This window comes from Streptomyces sp. NPDC043746 (assembly GCF_056436485.1).
The window spans coordinates 1-16538 of sequence record NZ_JBWKCM010000040.1 but is presented as its reverse complement, the minus strand read 5'-3'; the positions used below and the strand labels follow the sequence as shown (position 1 = coordinate 16538).

22 protein-coding genes are annotated in these 16538 nt (G+C 70.5%); 5 read left to right on the top strand and 17 right to left on the bottom strand.

What is annotated here, in order from left to right; all coding sequences use genetic code 11:
• The first annotated feature begins 168 nt into the window (after positions 1–168).
• The 5 genes from rpsB to AC0682_RS29055 all read left to right on the top strand — a co-directional run bounded on the left by rpsB (position 169) and on the right by AC0682_RS29055 (position 4719).
• Complete coding sequence (gene rpsB, locus AC0682_RS29075; RefSeq protein WP_478536148.1) at positions 169–1077, top strand: 30S ribosomal protein S2; 909 nt, start codon at positions 169–171, stop codon at positions 1075–1077.
• Positions 1078–1176: 99 nt separating this feature from the next.
• The gene (gene tsf / locus AC0682_RS29070) at positions 1177–2013 is read left to right on the top strand and encodes a translation elongation factor Ts (protein WP_254811581.1); all 837 of its coding nucleotides are present in this window, start codon (positions 1177–1179) and stop codon (positions 2011–2013) included.
• Positions 2014–2174: 161 nt separating this feature from the next.
• Positions 2175–2951, top strand: coding sequence for a UMP kinase (gene pyrH, locus AC0682_RS29065; RefSeq protein WP_019766410.1), 777 nt, complete (start codon positions 2175–2177; stop codon positions 2949–2951).
• Between the two features lie 116 nt (positions 2952–3067).
• Entirely contained in the window at positions 3068–3625 is a 558-nt protein-coding gene (gene frr, locus AC0682_RS29060; protein ID WP_018488728.1) for a ribosome recycling factor, read from the top strand.
• The gene (locus AC0682_RS29055; protein ID WP_478536145.1) at positions 3625–4719 is read left to right on the top strand and encodes a phosphatidate cytidylyltransferase; all 1095 of its coding nucleotides are present in this window, start codon (positions 3625–3627) and stop codon (positions 4717–4719) included. The genes frr and AC0682_RS29055 overlap by 1 nt, the downstream gene beginning before the upstream one ends.
• A gap of 202 nt (positions 4720–4921) precedes the next feature.
• Here AC0682_RS29055 and AC0682_RS29050 read toward each other — a convergent pair whose 3' ends face one another.
• The 17 genes from AC0682_RS29050 to AC0682_RS28970 all read right to left on the bottom strand — a co-directional run.
• Positions 4922–6181, bottom strand: coding sequence for a tyrosine-type recombinase/integrase (locus AC0682_RS29050; RefSeq protein WP_478536144.1), 1260 nt, complete (start codon positions 6179–6181; stop codon positions 4922–4924).
• A 76-nt stretch (positions 6182–6257) separates the two neighbouring features.
• A complete protein-coding gene (locus AC0682_RS29045; protein WP_478536142.1) occupies positions 6258–6497 on the bottom strand; it encodes a helix-turn-helix transcriptional regulator in 240 nt (79 codons plus the stop codon).
• 325 nt (positions 6498–6822) lie between these two features.
• Positions 6823–8367, bottom strand: a complete 1545-nt coding sequence (locus AC0682_RS29040; protein ID WP_478536141.1) for a YfjI family protein — start codon at positions 8365–8367, stop codon at positions 6823–6825.
• Positions 8364–8711, bottom strand: a complete 348-nt coding sequence (locus AC0682_RS29035; protein ID WP_478536140.1) for a hypothetical protein — start codon at positions 8709–8711, stop codon at positions 8364–8366. Before AC0682_RS29035 ends, AC0682_RS29040 begins: the two co-directional genes overlap by 4 nt.
• On the bottom strand, positions 8708–9595 hold the full coding sequence (locus AC0682_RS29030; protein WP_478536139.1) for a bifunctional DNA primase/polymerase: 888 nt from the start codon (positions 9593–9595) through the stop codon (positions 8708–8710). The genes AC0682_RS29035 and AC0682_RS29030 overlap by 4 nt, the downstream gene beginning before the upstream one ends.
• Positions 9592–10323, bottom strand: a complete 732-nt coding sequence (locus tag AC0682_RS29025; protein WP_478536138.1) for a DNA methylase — start codon at positions 10321–10323, stop codon at positions 9592–9594. The genes AC0682_RS29030 and AC0682_RS29025 overlap by 4 nt, the downstream gene beginning before the upstream one ends.
• Before the next feature lie 87 nt (positions 10324–10410).
• Positions 10411–10674 carry a hypothetical protein gene (locus tag AC0682_RS29020; protein WP_478536137.1) on the bottom strand — a complete coding sequence of 88 codons (264 nt, stop codon included), beginning with the start codon at positions 10672–10674 and terminating at the stop codon, positions 10411–10413.
• Between the two features lie 10 nt (positions 10675–10684).
• Positions 10685–10873, bottom strand: coding sequence for a hypothetical protein (locus AC0682_RS29015; RefSeq protein WP_478536136.1), 189 nt, complete (start codon positions 10871–10873; stop codon positions 10685–10687).
• The gene (locus tag AC0682_RS29010; protein WP_478536135.1) at positions 10864–11124 is read right to left on the bottom strand and encodes a hypothetical protein; all 261 of its coding nucleotides are present in this window, start codon (positions 11122–11124) and stop codon (positions 10864–10866) included. Before AC0682_RS29010 ends, AC0682_RS29015 begins: the two co-directional genes overlap by 10 nt.
• A gap of 152 nt (positions 11125–11276) precedes the next feature.
• A complete protein-coding gene (locus AC0682_RS29005) occupies positions 11277–13355 on the bottom strand; it encodes a cell division protein FtsK (protein WP_478536134.1) in 2079 nt (692 codons plus the stop codon).
• An 80-nt stretch (positions 13356–13435) separates the two neighbouring features.
• Positions 13436–13759, bottom strand: coding sequence for a hypothetical protein (locus AC0682_RS29000; protein WP_478536133.1), 324 nt, complete (start codon positions 13757–13759; stop codon positions 13436–13438).
• A gap of 85 nt (positions 13760–13844) precedes the next feature.
• Positions 13845–14207, bottom strand: a complete 363-nt coding sequence (locus tag AC0682_RS28995) for a DUF6251 family protein (RefSeq protein ID WP_478536132.1) — start codon at positions 14205–14207, stop codon at positions 13845–13847.
• A gap of 92 nt (positions 14208–14299) precedes the next feature.
• The gene (locus tag AC0682_RS28990; RefSeq protein ID WP_478536131.1) at positions 14300–14665 is read right to left on the bottom strand and encodes a hypothetical protein; all 366 of its coding nucleotides are present in this window, start codon (positions 14663–14665) and stop codon (positions 14300–14302) included.
• 17 nt (positions 14666–14682) lie between these two features.
• Positions 14683–14853, bottom strand: a complete 171-nt coding sequence (locus tag AC0682_RS28985) for a hypothetical protein (protein ID WP_478536129.1) — start codon at positions 14851–14853, stop codon at positions 14683–14685.
• Positions 14840–15196 carry an RRQRL motif-containing zinc-binding protein gene (locus AC0682_RS28980; protein ID WP_478536128.1) on the bottom strand — a complete coding sequence of 119 codons (357 nt, stop codon included), beginning with the start codon at positions 15194–15196 and terminating at the stop codon, positions 14840–14842. The genes AC0682_RS28985 and AC0682_RS28980 overlap by 14 nt, the downstream gene beginning before the upstream one ends.
• Complete coding sequence (locus tag AC0682_RS28975; RefSeq protein WP_478536127.1) at positions 15193–15705, bottom strand: hypothetical protein; 513 nt, start codon at positions 15703–15705, stop codon at positions 15193–15195. Before AC0682_RS28975 ends, AC0682_RS28980 begins: the two co-directional genes overlap by 4 nt.
• The coding region (locus AC0682_RS28970; RefSeq protein ID WP_478536126.1) for a DUF2637 domain-containing protein at positions 15702–16538 on the bottom strand (837 nt) is incomplete at its 5' end. The genes AC0682_RS28975 and AC0682_RS28970, both read right to left, overlap by 4 nt.

Sequence of the window (16538 nt, the reverse complement as noted above, 5' to 3'; positions counted from 1 at the left end):
ACTTCTTACGGCGATCCGGGTCACCGGGTCGACTTCGCACGCCCCGCCACCGCCCTCTCAGCGGACGGTGGCCGCGCTCCTCGGTCCCTCGTGGCACGGCGCGTCGGGGCGTCAGGCGCGAACGCAAACCTGCGGTCGCGATAACCGAGTACCTCAAGGAGTACGGCCATGGCCGTCGTCACGATGCGGGAGCTGCTGGAAAGCGGCGTCCACTTCGGTCACCAGACCCGTCGCTGGAACCCGAAGATGAAGCGCTTCATCTTCACCGAGCGCAACGGCATCTACATCATCGACCTGCTCCAGTCGCTGTCGTACATCGACCGCGCCTACGAGTTCGTCAAGGAGACCGTCGCCCACGGCGGCTCCATCATGTTCGTGGGTACGAAGAAGCAGGCCCAGGAGGCCATCGCCGAGCAGGCGACGCGCGTCGGCATGCCGTACGTCAACCAGCGTTGGCTCGGTGGCATGCTCACCAACTTCTCCACCGTCTACAAGCGCCTCCAGCGCCTGAAGGAGCTGGAGCTCATCGACTTCGAGGACGTGGCCGCCTCCGGCCTCACCAAGAAGGAGCTCCTGGTCCTCTCGCGCGAGAAGGCCAAGCTGGAGAAGACCCTCGGTGGTATCCGCGAGATGCAGAAGGTGCCCAGCGCCGTCTGGATCGTCGACACCAAGAAGGAGCACATCGCCGTCGGTGAGGCGCGCAAGCTCCACATCCCGGTCGTCGCGATCCTCGACACCAACTGCGACCCCGACGAGGTCGACTACAAGATCCCGGGCAACGACGACGCGATCCGTTCCGTCACCCTGCTCACCCGCGTGATCGCCGACGCCGTCGCCGAGGGCCTCATCGCCCGCTCCGGTGCCGCCACCGGTGACTCGAAGCCGGGCGAGAAGGCCGCCGGCGAGCCGCTCGCCGAGTGGGAGCGCGACCTGCTCGAGGGCGACAAGAAGGACGAGACCGCGGCCGTCGCCGAGGTCCAGTCCTCCGCCGAGACCGAGAAGGTCGCCGACGCCGAGAAGCCGGCCGAGGCCGCTGCCGAGGCCGAGGCTCCGGCCGCGGACGCCGAGCAGGCCTGACACCCGTCACGGCTGCTGACGGCGGGGGCCGGTGCCACGAGCGCCGCCCCCGCCGTTCACCCGTAGATCTTCCAGACTTCGAGAGAGACATACAGACTCATGGCGAACTACACCGCCGCTGACGTCAAGAAGCTCCGCGAGCTCACCGGCGCCGGCATGATGGACTGCAAGAAGGCCCTCGACGAGGCCGACGGCAACGTCGACAAGGCCGTCGAGGCGCTCCGTATCAAGGGCCAGAAGGGCGTCGCCAAGCGCGAGGGCCGCTCGGCCGAGAACGGTGCCGTCGTCTCCCTCATCTCCGAGGACCAGACCTCCGGCGTCCTCCTCGAGCTGAAGTGCGAGACGGACTTCGTCGCCAAGGGCGACAAGTTCCAGGCCGTCGCCAACGCGCTGGCCGCGCACGTCGCCGCCACCTCCCCGGCCGACATCGCCGCGCTCCTCGCCTCCGAGATCGAGCCCGGCAAGACCGTCCAGGCGTACGTGGACGAGGCCAACGCCAACCTCGGCGAGAAGATCGTCCTGGACCGCTTCGCGCAGTTCACCGGCGCCTTCGTCTCCGTCTACATGCACCGCACCATGCCCGACCTGCCCCCGCAGATCGGTGTCCTGGTCGAGCTGGACAAGGCCGACGCCGAGCTGGCCAAGGGCATCGCCCAGCACATCGCCGCCTTCGCCCCGAAGTACCTCTCCCGCGAGGACGTCCCGGCCGAGGTCGTCGAGGCCGAGCGCCGCGTCGCCGAGGAGACCACGCGCGCCGAGGGCAAGCCCGAGGCCGCCCTCCCGAAGATCGTCGAGGGTCGCGTCAACGGCTTCTTCAAGGAGGCCACCCTCCTCGGCCAGCCGTACGCGCTGGACGCTAAGAAGTCCGTCCAGAAGGTCCTGGACGAGGCCGGTGTCACCCTGAAGCGCTTCTCGCGCATCAAGGTCGGCATCTGAGTCCGTCCGGGCGAACAGCGCCGGACCCGATAGGGTCTGGTGCAGTCGACGGCCGCACTCACGCCGGACGACCGCAGATCTGACGAGGAGGCCATTGCCGCTGTAGGGACATCAGACCCACCGGCAATGGCCTTCTTCGTATGTGCACGAGGAGAATTTCCATGGACAAGGGCGCGGACGCCACTCAGGCCGACGACAGGCGCGACGACGACAAGGGCTCCGGGCGCTTCATGCTGAAGCTCTCCGGTGAGGCATTCGCCGGCGGCGGCGGCCTCGGCGTCGACCCCGACGTCGTGCACACCATCGCCCGCGAGATCGCCGCCGTCGTCCGCGACGGCGCCCAGATCGCGGTGGTCATCGGGGGAGGCAACTTCTTCCGCGGTGCCGAGCTCCAGCAGCGCGGCATGGACCGGGCCCGGTCCGACTACATGGGCATGCTCGGCACCGTCATGAACTGCCTGGCGCTCCAGGACTTCCTGGAGAAGGAGGGCATCGACTCACGCGTCCAGACCGCCATCACCATGGGCCAGGTCGCGGAGCCGTACATCCCGCTCCGTGCCGTGCGGCACCTGGAGAAGGGCCGCGTCGTCATCTTCGGCGCCGGTATGGGCATGCCGTACTTCTCCACCGACACCACCGCCGCCCAGCGCGCCCTGGAGATCGACGCGGAGGCGCTGCTCATGGGGAAGAACGGTGTGGACGGGGTCTACGACTCCGACCCGAAGGCCAACCCCGACGCGGTGAAGTTCGACGCGCTGGAGTACGGCGAGGTGATCACGCGCGACCTGAAGGTCGCCGACGCCACCGCCATCACGCTCTGCCGTGACAACAAGCTCCCGATCCTCGTCTTCGAGCTGACCGCCGAGGGCAATATCGCCCGCGCGGTCAAGGGTGAGAAGATCGGCACGCTCGTGAGCGACGAGAGCACCCGGGCCTGACGGCCCCCCAGGATGGACAACGGCCTGCCGGTCGGACACCGTGCAGGTGAGGACGCGACGCAGGACCCGCAGGACCCGTCGATGACGGGTCCGCTCAAGACACGCAGGAGCACGTGGTGATCGAAGAAATCCTCCTCGAAGCCGAGGAGAAGATGGAGAAGGCCGTCGTCGTCGCGAAAGAGGACTTCGCCGCGATCCGGACCGGCCGTGCGCACCCGGCGATGTTCAACAAGATCGTCGCGGACTACTACGGCGCGCTGACCCCGATCAACCAGCTGGCCTCGTTCTCGGTGCCCGAGCCGCGGATGGCCGTCGTGACGCCGTTCGACAAGACCGCGCTGCGCAACATCGAGCAGGCGATCCGCGACTCCGACCTCGGCGTCAACCCGAGCAACGACGGCAACATCATCCGGGTGACGTTCCCCGAGCTGACCCAGGACCGCCGCAAGGAGTACATCAAGGTCGCCAAGGGCAAGGCCGAGGACTCCAAGATCTCGATCCGCTCCATCCGCCGCAAGGCTAAGGAAGCGCTCGACAAGCTCGTCAAGGACAAGGAGTCCGGCGAGGACGAGGTCCGCCGCGCCGAGAAGGAGCTGGACGACACCACCGCGAAGTACGTCGCGCAGGTGGACGAGCTGCTCAAGCACAAGGAAGCCGAGCTGCTCGAAGTCTGATGAACGACTCTTCCTGGGGCGCACCGCAGGGAGCCGGTTACCGGGCCGCCCCCGAGATGGGGGTCGCTCCGGCGGGTCCCGCCTACGATGTGCATGAAGCCCAGCAGACTCGGCCCATGCCCAACGTGCCGGACGTTCCCGACGCAGGTAGAGACGTAGAAGCAGACGCGGTCAGCCGCGACCGCCGGAACGGGGATGCCGCGCACGTCGGCGGCCCCCTGTTCCGTGACGAGAAGCCGCAGGAGCCCATGTCCACCCCGCTGCCGTCCCCGCCGCAGAAGAAGCGTGCGGGGCGTGATCTGCGCGCCGCCATAGGGGTCGGCGTGGGGCTCGGCGCCGTCATCGTCGCCTCGCTGTTCATCGTGAAGGCCGTCTTCGTCGGCGTGATCGCCCTCGCCGTCGTCGTCGGCCTCTGGGAGCTGACCTCCCGGCTGCGGGAGCAGAAGGGCATCAACGCGCCCCTGATCCCGCTGGCCGTCGGTGGCGCCGCGATGGTCGTCGCCGGTTACGCGCGCGGCGCGGAGGGGGCCTGGGTCGCGATGGCCCTGACCGCCCTCGCGGTGCCGGTCTGGCGGATGACCGAGCCACCGGACGGATACCTCAAGGACGTCACGGCAGGCGTCTTCGCCGCGTTCTACGTACCGTTCCTGGCCACCTTCGTCGCCCTGCTGCTGACGGCGGACGACGGTCCGTGGCGGGTCCTGACCTTCCTCGTCCTCACCGTGGTCAGCGACACCGGGGCGTACGCGGTCGGCTGGCGCTTCGGCACCCACAAGCTGGCCCCTCGTATCAGCCCCGGCAAGACCCGCGAGGGGCTGCTCGGCGCGGTCTCCTTCGCCATGGTCGCGGGCGCGCTGTGCATGGAGTTCCTGATCGAGGGCGGCGCCTGGTGGCAGGGGCTGCTGCTGGGGCTCGCGGTCGCGGTCAGCGCGACCCTGGGCGACCTGGGCGAATCCATGATCAAGCGGGACCTGGGGATCAAGGACATGGGGACCCTGCTCCCCGGTCACGGCGGCATCATGGACCGGCTGGACTCCCTGCTGCCGACCGCCCCGGTGGTCTGGCTGCTGCTGGTGCTGTTCGTCGGCTCCTGACCGAGCGCGCGTACGGGCCGCGCACCAGGTCCCACCTGCATGTTCACCGAGTGAGGGCCCTTTCGTCCACAGGGCGGCGGGCCCTCACCCGTATGTCTGCGACACTGGATGAACCATGCCTAAGCCCGGAGAACTGGCGGCGATCCGGCATTGATTGGCCCCTGACCAGCACGTTTGGTGCTCGACAGGGGCCGTTCGCGTGCTACTGGGCCGTCTCTGGGCCGTCAGCCACGTCGGGGGAGGGCAAGAACAGCCCGTCAATGGCGTTCCGGGTGCGCTCCTGACTCGACGGCATGAGGTGCGCGTACACCCGCAGCGTGAGTGCGGGGTCGGTGTGCCCAAGGTACTGGCTGACCGCCTTGATGCTCTCGCCGGCGTCCAGCAACACCGATGCGTAGAAGTGCCGAAGCGCGTGCATGCCGTGTTCGCGGGCGGACTCGTACTTCCCGTCCCGGGCGCTCGGGATGAGGCCAGCCAGCGCGAGGGCGGGCTTCCATTCCTGGATGTTGAAGTTACTCCGCCAGACGACTCCGGACGCGGTGTTCGTGAACAGGAGACGAGCCGTCACCTTCGGGCCGTCAGGCTTCCGCCACGGCAGGGTGACTGCAACCGGCTTGCAGGTGTCCATGTGCGTTCGCAGGGCTTCGGCCACCGAGGACGGGAGCGGGACGTCTCGCTCCTTGTTGCACTTCGGCGGGGCGAACACGGCCTTGCCCTGGATGAGCTTCACCTGCCGGACGACCCGCAGGATGCCAGCCTCGAAATCGACCGCATCCTCAGCGAGTCCCACGATTTCCCCCTGCCGGAGCCCGCAGCCAGCGCCTGTGTCCACCATGGTCCGGTAGCGCTCAGGAAGGGCTTGGCGGACCGCCTGCACTTGTGAGGGCAGCCACGGGGTGACCCGCCGCCGTTCGACCGATGGCGGGCGCACGGACTTCGCGGAGCATGGGTTGCGGGAGAGGAGACCGTCGTCGACGGCCGCACTCAGTACGGCTCGAACGTCGCCGTAGATGTTGCGCGCGTACGCCCCGCTCACGCCCGGGTTGGACTCAAGGGCGCTCACCAGGTCGCGAAGGTGTTCCGGCCGGAAAGAGTCGAGCGGGCGCGACCCGAGGATGGGGAAGGCGTGCAGGCGTAGCCGCTGCTCGGTGACGATCTGGCTCGACAGGTCCGCGCTGTGCGCCTTCAGCCACTTCTCGGCGTAGCCCTTGAACGTGACCCGGGCTGCGCGCGGGTCGATGTACTGGCCTCGGGACATGTCGGAAGCGACGTTGGTCAGCCAGTTCTCAGCGAGGCGCTTCTGTCGGTCTGGGAAGGACTTGGACTTCTCGGTGCCGTCGGGGCCGATGTAGCGGGCGCGGTAGCGGAGTCCGGTGCCGTAGCGGTCACTCTTGACCCGGCGGTCTTTGCCGTCGGGTCCGGGTTCGGTTTTGTACCAGCGGTCTTGGATGTGGCCAGCCAAGGGGTGCTCCTGTTGGGTACGCGGCAGGGGCACGACCTGGTGGTGGTCGTGCCCCTGCGGGTGGTCTTGATGTAGGTCAGGCCGCTTCGTACGCGGACAGGCTGCTGATCCATGCGTGCACGGCGGCGGGGTCGTAGCGGAGGTGTTTGCCGATGCGGAAGGCGGGCGGGCCGGTGCGCTTCTTGCGCCAGGCGTAGACCGTTTCGAGCGGGACGGAGAGGAGCGTGGTGAGGTCTTCGGGGGTGAGGTAGCGGTCGGGGAGCCCGCCCCGGAGGGTGGCGCGGGCGTCGGTCTCGGGGGTGCGCTTCGGTGCCACGTGGGACTCCTGTGTGCGGCGGTGGACCGGGTTTCCGTGACAGAACTGACAGAACCTCGCCGCTAGCCTGCTGACCTGCGGATACTCCGGCTTCCAGCGTCGTGACAAAACCTCAAAAAACTCTGACAGAACCTCCGGGCAAGGGGTTCTGTCGGAGTGCCCCCGGCACCGGCGCGGCCGGTGTGGGCTGTGTCGGAAACCGGGGGTGGGGAGGTTCTGTCAGAGTTTTCGGAGGTTTTGTCAGAGCCGCGATCATGGCTCTTTATGCAGGTCAGCGGGCTGACGCGGGGGTTGTGTCAGTTCTGTCAGCGGATTGGGGGTTCTGTCAGCCGGTGGTGAGTGGCGGGGTGATGCTGGGGTGGGTGTCGAAGCGGGGCGACGGCGGCCGTCCACCGCGCCCGGAGCGCGGGGGCGCGGGCTGTTGGCGGACCCATCCGTGTTCTTCCAGCAGGGCGAGCGCGGGGTCCAGGTCCGTCATGGCGGGGAAGTCACCGCGCGACAGGCCACGGAACAGCTCGCGCTTGGTGAAGCCGGAGAGGCGCTGTTCCTTGAGGTGAGTGAGGACTTGGTGGGCGGCTTCCTGCGCGGGGTCGGCACCCATGGCATCGAAGACTTCCAGGGCGTGGGCGGTGAAGTAGTCCCCGATCTCCACGGCGTTGGCCATGGTGGCGGCTTCGATGGGGACCATCCATCCGTTGTCGGGGTAGGTGGCCAGGTGGAGAAGTCCGGCGATACGGGCGACGGCCCCGTCGCGCTTGGACGCCCACTTGATGATCGGGTGGAGGCTACGGCCCTTCCCGATCCGCGACTCGGTCACCTTCTGGTAGGCCAGCAGGACCGCGTCCGCGTCGGGGGTAAGGGTGAGGACGGCCGGGTCGGTCCAGTCCGCCAGCGCCAGCGCCAGCCCACCCAACCGCTTCGCGTACGTGGCTGCGGTCTCCTCCGGCAGCAGGTCCGGGGTGAGGTTCCGCGACCCGACCAGGGAGAGGGGCTTGGCGTACAGGAACCGGGCCAACAGCCCCCGCCCGTCGGCCCCCTTCACCCTTCCCAACGCGTCCAGCACTTCAGGCTGGATCGCCAGGCCCATGGTGATGGCGGGGGCTTCGACGTGCTGGGCGTCCCGCCCCTGCCTATTCACCCTCACCATGTCCCCGGCGTGGCCCTTGAGGAAGATGCCCATGTTGGGGGTGCCGGAGTAGCGTCCGGCGATGATGTCGAAGATCTCGCCCTCGGCGGACATGACGCTCATCCGCCCGTCCTGGTCTGCCACGAGGGTTGCGAGGCTTTCCGGGGTGACGTCGTCCGCGACCAACTGCGGCTTCGCCGGGACGGTCATCTCATCCGCCTGCTGGGCGAGGTGGACGGCTTCGGCGGTGAGCTGGTCCCGCAGCCCAGGTTCGGCGGCGGCGGCCTTCTGCGCGGCCTTGTCGGCGGCCGAGCGGGCGAGGCGGGCGGTGGTCTCGGCTTCCGCCTGCCGGGGCCCGGAAAGCTCCACCAACGCCTTCTCAGCGGCCAGCAATGGGCCGGTCATGAGCGCGAACACGGCCGACTTCCGGTTGCCCGGGGGCAGGGCCACGGCGGTATAGAGGTTCACCGGCTCCCGCCAGTGCCCCCGCACATGAACCGTGGCCCGTCCGCCGGCGGCCGTGGCGAGCACGGCCAGCGCCAGGCACCCCGCCAGGTCGACGGGGGTCTGTGTCTCCTCCGCGACCCCGGCGACCATGCCGCCCAACCAGTCGGGCAGTGCGTGGACGGGGAAGGCGGGGAGATCGCGGCGGGGGTTGAGAGGGACGGGTTCGTCCCAGACGGGGCCGGTGATGGTCTCGGGGTCCAGGGAGTCGTTGAAGCCCTCCCACAGGTCGGCGCTCATGCGGCTTTGCTCCCTTCGGCGTGGTGCAGCGGGCAGGACTCGGGGTGGGCGGTGTGGGCTTCGATCAGGGCCAGGACACCGGAGCGTCCCCGTGCGGTGCGCTCGTATCCGCACCGGCACCAGGACCGGGCCGACACCAGGGCCGAGAACGAAGGGGGCGCGATGATGTCCAGCCACCGCACCGGCTGCGGGCGCAGGTCAGAGCGAACAGCAACGGGGACGGCCTGGCGGCCGACGCCTTTCGGCATGCCACCACCGGCCGGTCCTGCGGCCCGGTTGGCGGCCTGCGGGCTGTTCGGGGCGACGGGGAGGCTCTTAAATCGGGGGGTCCTGGCGGTGGTCATGCCAGCCGCCCGGAGTTGTTAGCGACGGACCAGTTCAGAGCGCTCGCCACAGCGGCGCGGCACTCGTTCTCCCGGAGTCCGGCAGCCAATCCCGCCGAATTAAGAGCCTGCTCTACCTCATGGCGGTCGAGGTCGCCGGACGGGATGAACCGCCCCAACGCTCGGGCGGCCCGAACCAGCGTCCAGTTCCGCACACCCTCCCCGGCCCCCGCGACAGCCGCCGTTTCGGCCTTGAGGGCCGCTGCGGCGTACCTGGAGGCGCGAACCGGCACGGGTGCAGCCGTCAGACCCCGGGAGGGCTGACGGGGCGTCAGGAGGGCGTGGAGCCATTCCGGGAGCGGTACGGGGTCGGTGGGGTCGATCACCTCGTACGCACCGCCCGGGAGGGTGCTTCCGGCGGCGACGACGTAGCCGCCGTGGGCGCGGGTGTCGATGTGCTTGCCGAGCCTGCCCGCGCTGTTGCCGAGCCGGACCCCCGTGGGGGCAGTGAAGTACAGGTGCTGTCCACCACTCGCGGTCCGGGTCCCGTAGGTGGCGGGAACGGTCTGCCCGGCGCGCTCGCAGAGCGCTTGCAGGGAAGTGACGCCGTCAGGCGTTCCTTTCAGATCCTTCGCCCTGACCGGGTCCAGGTCCACCACGACCAGCCCGGACGGGCCCGTGGCGATCCCGACGTTGAACGCCCCGGTCGACCACGCCTTGCGGATGCGGTCGGGGTCGGTGGTGGCCCGCTGCTCCCACTTGCGGTGACCGGCCGCGCAGTCCCCGGTACGGCGGCAGGCGGTTTCGCCGTGGAGGGCGGGGCGCTTGTCGCGGGGGCGGAGCGGGAAGACGTGCCACCCGCGCTTGGCCGCGTCCAGAGCGACGTTCAGGAGGTGGCTGTTCACGCGGCCACCCCTACCGGGCGGACAACGGTGAGCAGGGCGGAGCCGATGTGCTCGGAGAACGCCGGGGGGATGGCCTCGGTCAGCTCCTCGCGCACGTCGGTCCACGTGATGCCCATGGTCTCCTGCATCTCGGGCACGGTGGCCTTACCGCCCCCGGCCCCGTAGGGGGCGACGTAGGGTCCGTCCCGGTAGACGCCGTGCCGGTACCCGCGCACGTACCCCCGGTGCTTCGGGTGCGCCCGCTGCGGCATCGTCCAGCCGCCCAGCTCAAAGTTCCGGTGCCGCAGGACACCGAGCCCGAACATCTCCCCGCACAGCCACACGTCCCGCCGGACGGGGGCTTTCCCGTTGGGCTGCTCGATGACGTACGGCCGTCCCGTGGCGTCCAGCAGGGTGCGCAGTTCGGGGATGAGCTGGACGTGCTCGCGTCCCCAGCCGCGCGCCTGGTTGGTCTCGATGGTCAGCGCGCATCCGGCCTGGCACGGCGGGGAGGTGTGCACCGCCTTGAACCGGTGAATCTCCCCGGACGTGATCAGGGCGGCGAGGTATTCGAGCGCATCCGCCCGGACGAACGTGAACGGGTAGTTCGGGCGCTCCACGATGTCGACGCCGATGACGTCGAATCCGGCGCGGTGGTAGCCGGTGGCCGCGCCACCGGCGCAGCAGAACAGGTCGAGTAACAGCGGCCGGTGGCCGTGGTCTCGCCTGATGGGGGTGGGTTGGGTCATGCTGGTGTCTCCAGTTCTGTGAGAAGTGCTGGCAGACGAGGGCGGCCCCGGATCATTGGCGTGAGACGGGGGTCGCCCTCGTGCATGTCAGAAGGGCGGTTCGCTGCTCCACGGGTCGCGCACGCCCCGGCGGCGGCGACGCACGCGGGGGAAGCGGAGCAGGGTCCAGCGGCGGGTGTCGTCCCAGCAGGGGCAGGGCCACCAGTCGGTGCCGGCGTACTCGCCGTTGTGGTCGCCGTAGTCGACGGCGTGACCGCCCGCACCCTGGCAGTCGGGGCAGCGGGGGCGGGGGGTGTCGGTCAGGACGAGCGCGGGCCGGGGCCAGGTCGTGCGCGAGATGCGCAGTCGCACGGGATGCTCCTCAGATGTTGGGGAGGGCGTCGATGAGGGCGGCGGCCATGTGGTTGATGGGGTCGGCGGCGCCGGTGGAGGCGAGGAAGAACCCGAACCCGGCAGCGGTGAACGCGCCGCCGGGGGTGAGGGTGTGGGAGCGCAGGAGGAAGACGAGGACGAGTCCGAAGAGGGCGACGAGGGAGAGGGTCACTGCCATGGGGTGGCCTTCCGGTCGGGGGCGTGGGGCCGGGTGCCCTGGGCGTGGATGGTGCGGCTGTTGTTGAGGAGCCGTCGCCCGATGCGGAGACGGGCGCGGGTGCCGTGGCAGCGGCGGCAGAGGGTGACGGTGCGGCGGCGGGTGCGGACGCCGATGCCGGAGCACTTCCGGCACGGGGCGAACGGCCGCATCGCACACAACAGTGCGTAACCGGCGGCGGTGAGGAGGATGAGGAGGCTAGCGAGCGCCACGAGGGGCTCACATCCCTTCGTCAGGCGGGTCTCCGGGTGTTTCCGCAGGTGGGCTGCTAGACGCTAGGTCGCAGCTCGGGGCGGGTGTGGGGTGCTAGCGGGGGTGCTAGACCTAGCAGCCGGGGGTGCTAGGTCTAGCAACCGTGCTTGGGTCAGGCGGCAGCCTTGTTCTGGTTACGGCGGGTGATGGCGGCGGTGATGTCGGCGCGGTCGATGCCGCGCCGGTTCTTGCCCTCGCCGGTGTCGGTCTGGCCCCAGACCTGCCCGGCCTTGATGCCGTGGGGCTTGAGGGCGGCGGTGACGTTCTCGCCCTTCCACCCGCCGTACACGTCCGGCTGCGCGGTGGCCAGGCGGGTGGCGATCCGCTCGCACCACACGGCCTTCTCGTCGGGGGCGATGACGGCGAGGACATCGGCCAGGACGTCGGACTGGCCCGTCTTCTCGGGCCCGTGGCCGATGGCGTGGCCGGTGACGTTGCCGTACTCCTCACGGACCTGGCGGGCGCGTGCGGCGATCTGCTCGGCGGCCACCGCGTCCACGAACGCGCTGGCGACGATGCGCGGGTCGTCGCCCTCACCGGCCATCCAGCAGATGCCCCGGTCTGAGCGGGAGAACATGGTGGCCCGGTATCCGGCCTTGTACATCGAGGTGCCCAGCACCATGTCGTTGGCGGGCTGTCCCATGACCTTGAGGCAGAACCGCAGCACGGCGTTCGCGCTGATCCCGGTGGGCAGCGACTTCGCGTCGGGGCGCTGCGTCCCGAACAGCGTCACGATGCCCAGGGCCGGGCCGCGCTTGACGAGGTCGGTGCAGATGGCCTCGATCTCCTTGCCGTGCTCCTCGTGCTCGAAGGGCACCTGGCATTCATCGAACCCGGCGACGATCGGGTGCAGACCGAGGCTCTTGTCGCTGGCCAGTTCGGGGGTGACCTTGGATTCCGGGCAGCGGGAGCGCGGCAGGGACTTGATGACCTTCGCCCGCCGGCGCAGCTCCTCCTTCAGCTCCCGCAGGGCGTCCAGGACGTATTCGATGTCGTCGTTCTCCTCGCCTGCGCGGTAGCGGTGGCAGACGGGTTCCAGGGCTCCGAAGTCGCCGGTGCCCTTGAAGTCGAACGCGTGCAGCTCGGCGCGGGGGTCGAGTGCGGCGATGAGGAGGAACAGCCGCATCAGGAACGTCTTGCCCATGCGAGGGATCGAGCCGACGACGACGGCGGCGAACATCAGCGTGACCGACACGTCGCGCATCCGCTGGTCATTGCCGAACACCACCGGCCGGAACAGATCCACCTGCCCCGTCTTGAGGAGGGGCCAGGCGGGCTTGGTGGTCTCGTTCATCGGCTTGTCCCCGACCCACAGCACCAGGCGTCCTTCGTGCTCGGTGGGGTCGGGTGAGGGCCAGACGCAGCCGACCTTGCGGCGCAGCCCGGACGCCAGCGGCTTGCGGGCCTCCATGATGTCCTCGGGCGTTACCCCGTACGGGAGGTCGAGGTCGGCGCGGTAGCCGGGCCCGTCGCGGACGATTTCGCTGGTGAAGCGCAGCCCGTTCATGTCGCCGCCCTTCTTGATGGCGGCGCTGATCCGGCTGTTGCCGATGGAGTCGAGACCGCGCAGCACGATCGACCCGGTGAGTTTCTGCACCTCGGTCTTCAGGACGGCGGGGCCGATCACGGGGGCGTCGGGCTGCTGACCGGCCATACCGAGCAGCAGCACCCCACCGGCCGCGAACGCGTACATCAACGCCGGGGCCATGACGTAGAGCCAGAGGGCGAAGCCGACGCCGAACACGACGGCGACCAGGGCCACCAGGCCCCGTAGCCGTACCCTGCCCGCGCGGAGCCGGGCCAGGCGCATGTACTCCTCCACGTCCTCTGCCCGTACGGCGGCGGCGCGGAGGGGGGCGGCTTCGCGGTCCCAGACCCACCGGTTGGTGGAGGCGATGAACCGGCAGGCTCCCCGCGGCGACATCAGCGCGAGCCGCCCGGCGTAGACCGGGAGCCTGACGCCGTGGAAGAGGGCGCTGTATCCGGCGTTCGCCCCTGCGTGGCGGGCGGTGGCGGTGAAGTCGCGTCGGTCGGTCAGCCACCCGGCAAGGACCGGCTTGCGCTTCTCGACGGTGACCTTCGGGTCGGGCAGCGTGGGGTTGTCGACCGCGACCGGCACCACGGGGTCGTGGTCGTCGTCCAGGTCGGGGACCGGCCGCAGATGCGCGGCCGGGGCGGTGGTGTCCGTCATGCTGGTACTTCCTCCTGCTCGATGGGTGGAGGGAAAGAGGGGGTGGCCGGTTTCCTTGGCCGGGTCCGGCCGCCCCCTGCTCAGCTCTGCTCGGCCTTGTGGACGGCCCGCTCCGCGCGCTTCACGCGCTGCTCGGCGTCCTTGCGGGCCTGCCGGGCGGCGGCCTTGTCGGTGCGGGGGGCGGTGCGCTCGGCGGCCTTGGCGGCGGCCAGGTCCTGCCGGGCGGTGGCCTGCACCTCGTGCAGCGCCGTCAGCTCCCGCTGCCCGCGTTCGGCGGCGGACTGGTCGATGCGCTCGATCCGGCGGCGGAGGGCCGGGTCGACGTTGTCGGCGGCGGCCTGCCGCAGTCCCTTCAGGAACAGGACGCGGCGCTCGCGGGACTCGGCCTTGGTGTAGCTGTACACAGCGAACCTCCCAGGTGGGCGGTAGCCGGTCTGTCCGGCTCCCCTTGCCGCCCCGGACCGTGGCCCGGGGCGACGCGGGCAGCCGTCAGCGGCGCCTGCGACCGGTCGGGGTGGTCTTCCCGCCGACGGACTTCACGACGGTCACCACACCCCAGGCGCACACGGCGGCGACCAGCGCCAGCAGGGCGAGGTTCGCGGCGATGGCGGTGAGGACGCCGACGAGGAGGGGGCCGAAGTAGACCCCGGCGGCCACCGTTCCGGCGCCGATGCCGGAGCCGAGCGCGAGGCGCTGCACCGTCCGGTCCGGCGGTGCGTGGTGGACGTGCACGACCTGCGGCACGGTGGGGGTCGGCTGCTGGTAGGTGGTGGGGAGGTGGTCGGTGTAGGCGGGGGTGCCGTCCGGGAGGTTCACGACGGCCGGGGGTCGGGGGGTGGGCAGGTGGTCCACGGGGGTTCCTTCCCTGGATGCGGGCTGGTGCGGGAGTGCCCCGGGCGGGAGTCGATCCCGCGCCCTCACGGCTGGTTGCCGGGGCTGATGGTTCAGCGGCAGCGGCGGCAGCCCGCGCCGTGGGCGATGCGGCACAGCTCGGACACGGTGAAACCGCCCAGGGTGCCGGTGTGGGTGACCTCGGACTCCATCACGCGCCCGCGTCCGCTGCCGTCGGGGGCGTCGATCTCCCACCCGGAGGTGACGTAGCGCCCCCGGCCGACCTTCTTGATCTGGCCGACCGTCCTGATCCGGGCACGCTTGGCCGTGTTCGCCTGGCGGCGGGCCTCAGCGCTTGCCCTCGCGGCGCGGCGGGCCTCCGCGTACACGGCCTCTCGGTCCGCCGCAGCCTGCTGCGCGGCGCGGTAACGCTCCTCCTCCGTGCTGACGCGGTCGATCTTTCGAGAGAACAAGCCCATGAGGGCCTCCTTCCGGGTCAGGCGGTCGGGGCGGGGGCGCAGTCGGTACAGGCCGGGTTGGTGCACAGCTCGATCCGGCCGAGCCCGAACAGGCTGGTCAGCACGTTCGCGGCCCAGCCCCCCGGCTCTCCGGCGATGCGGAGTCCGGCGGCGTGGATGGTGCGGGTGAGGCGTTCACGCAAGGACACGGCGGTTCCCTTCAGAGGAAGCGGGGGTGTCGTGGCAGGGGGCGCACATGCCGAGCGAACGCGGGATGCAATACCCCACATCCAGAAGGCAGTTGGGGCAGGTGCGGCGGGCCCGCATCGCCGCCGCCAGAGCAGCGGCGCGGGCCGGGGTCATGGGCCGGACGGGGCGGGCGTGCTCGATGCGGTAGAGGTAGGCGACCAGCGGGGGCCGTCGGCGGCGGGGGCGGTGAACCTCCGCCACCACCTCCTGACCACCCGGCCGCAGCCCCATCGCGCGGAGCTGACGGCGGGTGGCCAACCCCTCGGGGGCCAGGCGCCACCGGTAGGTGGGCAGGGTGCTCACCGGGTCTTCCCGAGCAGGACGGGCTGGATACGCCACCGGACCTGGGAGGCCGGGACGGTGGTGCCGTCGCAGCAGGTGGTGTGCGGGGTCCACCCGTCCCGGGCGGCGCCCTCGGCCTCGGCGGCAATCTCGGCGGCGGTGGACGTGGCGTGGACGCTGTGCAGCTCCCCGAAGCGGAAGAGCACATAGACCCGCTCAGCCCGCTGGTTCTGCTTGCGGGTGGCGCGCAGCAGGGTCCGCAGGGCCTGGCGGTCCTCGGTGTCCAGCAGCACCTGGGCCCGCAGGGCCTCCAGCTCGCCTTCGAGCCGCGCCGCCTCCAGCCGGGACTGGGACAGCTCAGCCCGCAGTTCCTCCGCCACCTCGTCGGCCCGGGTCAGGTGGTCGAGCATGTCGCCGCTCTGCTCCAGGCACGCGTTCGCCTCAACACGGGCCGCCTGGGCTTCCCTCTGGGCCGTGGCGAGGTCGGTGCGCAGGGTGTTCAGGGTGCGGGTGTGGATCAGGGCGATCATGCGGTGGCCCCCTCAAGGTCCAGAGCGGAAGCGCCGACGTCGGTGGTGGTGGCGGTGGTGGTGTCGCGGTGTTCCTGGTAACGGGCGGTCACCCACCCGACCGACCAGCCGCACAGCTCGGCGGCCTGCCGGATCGGCAGACCTGCGTCGAACGCGGCCCGGACCGTGGCCCGCGCCTGCTCCTCGCCCTGCTTCACCTCGGCGGGACCGGCGGACAGCAGAGCCTGGCGTTCACGCTCGGCCCGCTGCTGTTCATGCTCGCGTTCACGGCGTTCACGGGCCTCCCGCTCCCGGGCCTCCAGCTCCCGCCGCTGAGCCGTCTCGCGCTCGGTGCGTTCACGCTCCCGCTCACGCTGTTCACGCTCGCGCTCACGGCGCTCAGCGGCTTCACGCTCGGCCCGCTCCTTCGCCTCGGCCCGCTCGCGCTCCTCGCGCCGCGCGGCCTCTTCCCGGGCGGTCTGCTCCCGGGCCAACGAGGCTTCGTGTTCACGCTGTTCACGCGCCAACTGGGCCGCGTGCTCGCGCTCCTCACGGCGCCGCCGCTCGGCGGCTTCCCGGCGCTCTTCGGCGGCCCGCTCCCGCTCCGCACGCTCAGCGTTGAGCTGGGTTTCGCGGGCGCTCTGGGCGGCGGTGATGGCCCGCCGGTAGGCGAGCCCGGTCTCTGCGGTGACGATCAGCAGCAGCGGTGCGACCGAGTGGACCGCGACGCCGACCAGGTCCTTCTTCAGCGCGGAGTCCGCGATGTTCAGGGCCAGGGTCATGGCGCCGGTCATCCACCGCAGCGCGATGGGCCACCGGCCCCCGTCCCCACCCATGGCGGCCAGGACCGAGTC

What these genes read in the sequence shown, in the direction of transcription:
- rpsB (WP_478536148.1), top strand. Translation starts at nt 169, where the DNA reads ATGGCCGTCGTCACGATGCGGGAGCTGCTGGAAAGCGGCGTCCACTTC.
- tsf (WP_254811581.1), top strand. Translation starts at nt 1,177, where the DNA reads ATGGCGAACTACACCGCCGCTGACGTCAAGAAGCTCCGCGAGCTCACC.
- pyrH (WP_019766410.1), top strand. Translation starts at nt 2,175, where the DNA reads ATGGACAAGGGCGCGGACGCCACTCAGGCCGACGACAGGCGCGACGAC.
- AC0682_RS29055 (WP_478536145.1), top strand. Translation starts at nt 3,625, where the DNA reads ATGAACGACTCTTCCTGGGGCGCACCGCAGGGAGCCGGTTACCGGGCC.
- AC0682_RS29040 (WP_478536141.1), bottom strand. Translation starts at nt 8,367, where the DNA reads ATGAGCGCCGACCTGTGGGAGGGCTTCAACGACTCCCTGGACCCCGAG.
- AC0682_RS29035 (WP_478536140.1), bottom strand. Translation starts at nt 8,711, where the DNA reads ATGACCACCGCCAGGACCCCCCGATTTAAGAGCCTCCCCGTCGCCCCG.
- AC0682_RS29025 (WP_478536138.1), bottom strand. Translation starts at nt 10,323, where the DNA reads ATGACCCAACCCACCCCCATCAGGCGAGACCACGGCCACCGGCCGCTG.
- AC0682_RS29015 (WP_478536136.1), bottom strand. Translation starts at nt 10,873, where the DNA reads ATGGCAGTGACCCTCTCCCTCGTCGCCCTCTTCGGACTCGTCCTCGTC.
- AC0682_RS29005 (WP_478536134.1), bottom strand. Translation starts at nt 13,355, where the DNA reads ATGACGGACACCACCGCCCCGGCCGCGCATCTGCGGCCGGTCCCCGAC.
- AC0682_RS28990 (WP_478536131.1), bottom strand. Translation starts at nt 14,665, where the DNA reads ATGGGCTTGTTCTCTCGAAAGATCGACCGCGTCAGCACGGAGGAGGAG.
- AC0682_RS28975 (WP_478536127.1), bottom strand. Translation starts at nt 15,705, where the DNA reads ATGATCGCCCTGATCCACACCCGCACCCTGAACACCCTGCGCACCGAC.